At 75.6% G+C, this 3,920-nt stretch carries 3 protein-coding genes (1 of these 3 running past the window's edge); 2 read left to right on the plus strand and 1 reads right to left on the minus strand.

Annotated elements, in window-relative coordinates; genetic code table 11:
* Positions 1–1,558, plus strand: a 1,558-nt coding sequence (locus tag ACFV6I_RS38050; RefSeq protein WP_380430707.1) for a phytoene desaturase family protein, incomplete at its 5' end; no start/stop codon positions are given.
* Between the two features lie 16 nt (positions 1,559–1,574).
* Here the strand turns inward: ACFV6I_RS38050 and ACFV6I_RS38055 are convergent.
* A complete protein-coding gene (locus ACFV6I_RS38055) occupies positions 1,575–2,216 on the minus strand; it encodes an SRPBCC family protein (RefSeq protein ID WP_380430709.1) in 642 nt (213 codons plus the stop codon).
* A gap of 360 nt (positions 2,217–2,576) precedes the next feature.
* Here ACFV6I_RS38055 and ACFV6I_RS38060 point away from each other — a divergent pair, with 360 nt between their 5' ends.
* A protein-coding gene (locus tag ACFV6I_RS38060; protein WP_380430711.1) for an FAD/NAD(P)-binding protein crosses the window boundary here: on the plus strand, positions 2,577–3,920 show its 5' portion. It continues 207 nt past the right edge of the window; 1,344 of the gene's 1,551 nt are visible here — the first part of the coding sequence; the start codon lies at positions 2,577–2,579; its stop codon lies off the right edge, out of view.

The raw sequence follows: 3,920 nt of genomic DNA on the forward strand, positions 1-3,920 counted from the left end.
CCGGTACGACGCCGTGATCGTCGGCGGCGGCCACAACGGGCTGGTGGCCGCCGCCTACCTCGCCCGGGCCGGACGCCGGGTCCTGCTGCTCGAACGGCTGCCCCTGGTCGGCGGGGCCGCCGTCTCCACCCGGGCGTTCCCGGGCGTGGACGCCCGGCTGTCGCGCTACTCCTACCTGGTCAGCCTGCTGCCGCACAAGATCGTCCAGGAGCTGGGCCTGCGGCTCGACCTGCGGCGCCGCCGGATCGCCTCGTACACCCCCACCGTCCGGGACGGGAAGCCCACCGGCCTGCTGGTGGACGCCGCCGACCCCGGCCGGACCGGGGAGGCGTTCCGGGCCCTCACCGGAACCGACCGGGAGTGGGAGGCCTGGCAGCGCTTCTACGGCATGACCGGGCAGGTCGCCCGACGGGTCTTCCCGACCCTCACCGAACCGCTGCCCGCACGCGCCGAACTGCGCCGGCGGATCGCCGACGACGCCGCCTGGACCACCCTGTTCGAACGGCCGCTGGGCGAGACGATCGAACGGACCTTCAGCGACGACCTGGTCCGCGGGATCGCCCTGACGGACGCGCTGATCGGCACCTTCACCCACGCCCACGACCCCTCGCTCCGGCAGAACCGCTGCTTCCTCTACCACGTGATCGGCAACGGGACGGGCGACTGGGACGTCCCGGTCGGCGGCATGGGCGCGGTGACGGACGCGCTGGCCGAGGCGGCCCTGGCCGCCGGCGCGGAGCTCCGCACCGGGTGCGAGGTCACCGCCATCGCCACCGACGGCCACGGCGACGCCGAGGTGACGTACCGCCACCAAGGCGGCGAGGCCACCGCGGCGGGCCGCCGGGTGCTGGTCAACGCCGCCCCGGCCACCCTGGCCCGCCTCCTCGGCGAGGAACCCGGGCCCGCGCCCGAGGGCGCCCAGCTGAAGGTCAACCTGGTGCTGCGCCGGCTGCCGCGGCTCCGGGACACCGACGCGGACCCCCGGGAGGCCTTCGCGGGCACCTTCCACATCGCCGAGGGCTACCGGCAGTTGGAGACCGCCTACGCCGAGGCGGCGGCCGGCCGGATGCCCTCCGCGCCCCCGTCGGAGATCTACTGCCACACCCTCACCGACCCCAGCATCCTGGGCCCCGAAGCCGTCCGCCAGGGCCTCCAGACGCTGACCCTGTTCGGCCTGCACATGCCCGCCCGGCTGTTCACCGACCCGGCCGCCAAGGAACGCGCCCTGGCGGCCAGCCTGGCCCAACTGGACGAGGTGCTGGCCGAACCGATCGCCGACTGCCTCGCGCCGGACGCCACCGGCCGACCCTGCGTGGAAGCCAAGACCCCGCCCGACCTGGAACGGGAGATCGGCCTGCCCGGCGGCCACATCTTCCACCGGGACCTCTCCTTCCCGTTCGCGACCGGGCCGGTGGACGGCCCCGCCGCCCGCTGGGGCGTGGCGACGGCCCACCCGAACGTCCTGCTGTGCGGCGCGGGCGCCGTCCGCGGCGGCGGAGTCAGCGGCATCCCCGGCCACAACGCCGCCCGGGCCGCCCTCGAATCCCTGTCCGACTAGGACATATCGGCGCAGGTCAGCCCCGGTCTGCGTCGGCCTCGGCGATGGCCTCGGCGGTGGTCTTCAGGTCGTGCAGCCACCCGTCGAGGCCCTGACGCAGGATCGCGGTCGCGGTGGGGACGTCCGCGTCGACCTGGGGCCCGGTGTGGGTCTCCTCGGTGCTCACCCGGACGCCGCCCTTGACCTTGGTGAAGTTCCACACGTGGACGCCGTCGATGTGCAGCCCTTCGGCGTCGGCGGGGCCGGTCCAGCGGAGGCAGGACTCCCGCTTGAGCTGCTGGACGGTCGAGGTGATGTCCAGGCTGGTGGCGGTGGTCGCGGGGTTGGGCGGGAGCGGGGTCGTCCACCGGAACGCCGAACCCGGGCGCAGGCGGCCGTGGTCGAGGCGCTCCGCGCTCGCGACGGGGGCCTGCCAGGACGGCCAGCGCTCCACGTCGGTCTGCAGCTTCCAGATGGTGTGCAGCGGCGCGTGGATCACCGTCTCGGCCCGGTAGCGGACCTGGGCCCGGGGGTCGACGCCCTCGCCGCGGCAGGTCAGGGAGGTACCGGGGCGCGAGGTGGCGGCCCCGGCGGGCGCGGCCGCGGCGCCGAGGAGGCTGACGACGAGCGGGACGGCGAACAGGGCGGCGCGGACGCCGGTGCTGCGGGTGCCGGACATGGAATTCCCCTTGGTCGAGTGTCAGTTGGTGGGCGAGCGTTGCCTGTCGAGCTGCGAACGCGGCGGTGGCAGCCCCGCACGCGGTAGATGCTTGCGCGTTCGTTAGAAGTTATAACGCGGATCCGCGTGAGGGGTCAACAGCTTTCGTGACACCCTCTAACCAGAGGCTCGAACGGTGAGCGGCGGAGCGCCCCCAAACTCTCCTTATGGGACGGAACGTGTCGAACCCGGGACCCTACGTGACCTTCACCCCCACCCCGGTCGGCGCGACACCGAGCCACCCGGCCATAAGTCCTGCTTGGCGAGGGGCCTATGAACCGTCGTTGGACGCGGCGGCGCGATCGGCTCGATGTTGGCCGCATGACGTCTCCCGCCGCGTCCGACGCGGCCGCCGTGAACCAGAGCAGCACCCCGCAAGAGATCGCCGTGGTGGGCGCAGGCGCCGCCGGCACCCTCACGGCGCTGCGCCTGCTCCACCACGCGGCCGCCGGGAGACCCGCACCGGCCCGGATCTGGCTCATCGACCCCGGGCCCGCAGGCCCGGGGCTGGCGTTCGGCACCGACGCGCCGCACCACCTGCTGAACGTCCGGGCCTGCCAGATGAGCGCCCACCGGGACGACCCCGGCCACTTCGTGCGCTGGCTCGGCGACCGCGGCGGCGAGCACGACTTCGTCCCCCGGCGCCTCTTCGGCCGCTACCTCGCCGAGAGCCTGGCGGCGGCGGCCGACCAGCCCGGCACCCCCGACCTGGTCCGGGTCCCCGACCGCGTCGTCGCCCTCACGCACCGGCCGCAGGCGACCACCCCGCCGCTGCGCCTGTGGCTGCACGACGGGCCGCCGCTCGACGTCGACGCGGCGGTGCTGGCCCTGGGCAACTTCGCACCCGGCCAGGCCTGGGCACCGCCGGCGCTGCGCGACTCCGGGCGGTTCCTGGCCGACCCCTGGGCACCCGGCGCCCTGGCGGCCGTCCCCGAGGACCGCGACGTCCTGCTCGTCGGCACCGGCCTGACCATGGTCGACATGGCGCTCAGCCTGCAACGCCCCGGCCGCGTCGTCCACGCCCTGTCCCGGCACGGCCTGGTCCCCCGACCCCACGCCGCCACTCCGCTCACCGCGCCGGTCGCCCCGCTCACCATGCCGGTCGCCCCGGTCGCCCCGCAGCTCGACGCCCGTGCGGGGCTGCCCGCGCTGCGCCGGGCGGTGCTGTGCCAGATCGCCCGCTGCCGCCGCGTCCACGGCGACTGGCGGGCCGGGGTCGACAGCCTCCGCCCCCTCACCAGCGCCCTGTGGCAGCAGCTCCCACCCGCCGACCAGGCCCGGCTGCTGGCCCGGGACCTCCGGCTCTGGGAGACCCACCGCCACCGGATCCCGCCGGTCAGCGCCAGGGCCCTGCGCGCCGCCGTCGACGCGGGTCTGGTCAGCATCGGCCGGGGCACCGTGGCCGACGCCAAGACCACCTCGGACGGCCCCGACGGGGGCGGCGAGGTCGGCGAGGTCATCGACGTCCGGCTGGACGACGGCCGCGCGCTGCGGGTGGGGGCGGTGCTGAACTGCACCGGCTCCGAGGCCGAACTCACCCGGGTCGACGACCCGCTGATCACCGACCTGCTCACCACCGGCCTCTGCTCCCCCGCCCCCCGGGCGGGCGGCGGCGGGCCCGGTGCGGCGCGGCGGCGCGCGGGCGGCGCTGCCGCAGCTGTGGAA

It is taken from the genome of Kitasatospora sp. NPDC059803, assembly GCF_042732255.1.
Lineage (GTDB): Bacteria > Actinomycetota > Actinomycetes > Streptomycetales > Streptomycetaceae > Kitasatospora.

Bases quoted from the DNA above. Each gene is read 5' to 3' on its own strand.
- ACFV6I_RS38055 (WP_380430709.1), bottom strand. From the start codon at position 2,216: ATGTCCGGCACCCGCAGCACCGGCGTCCGCGCCGCCCTGTTCGCCGTC.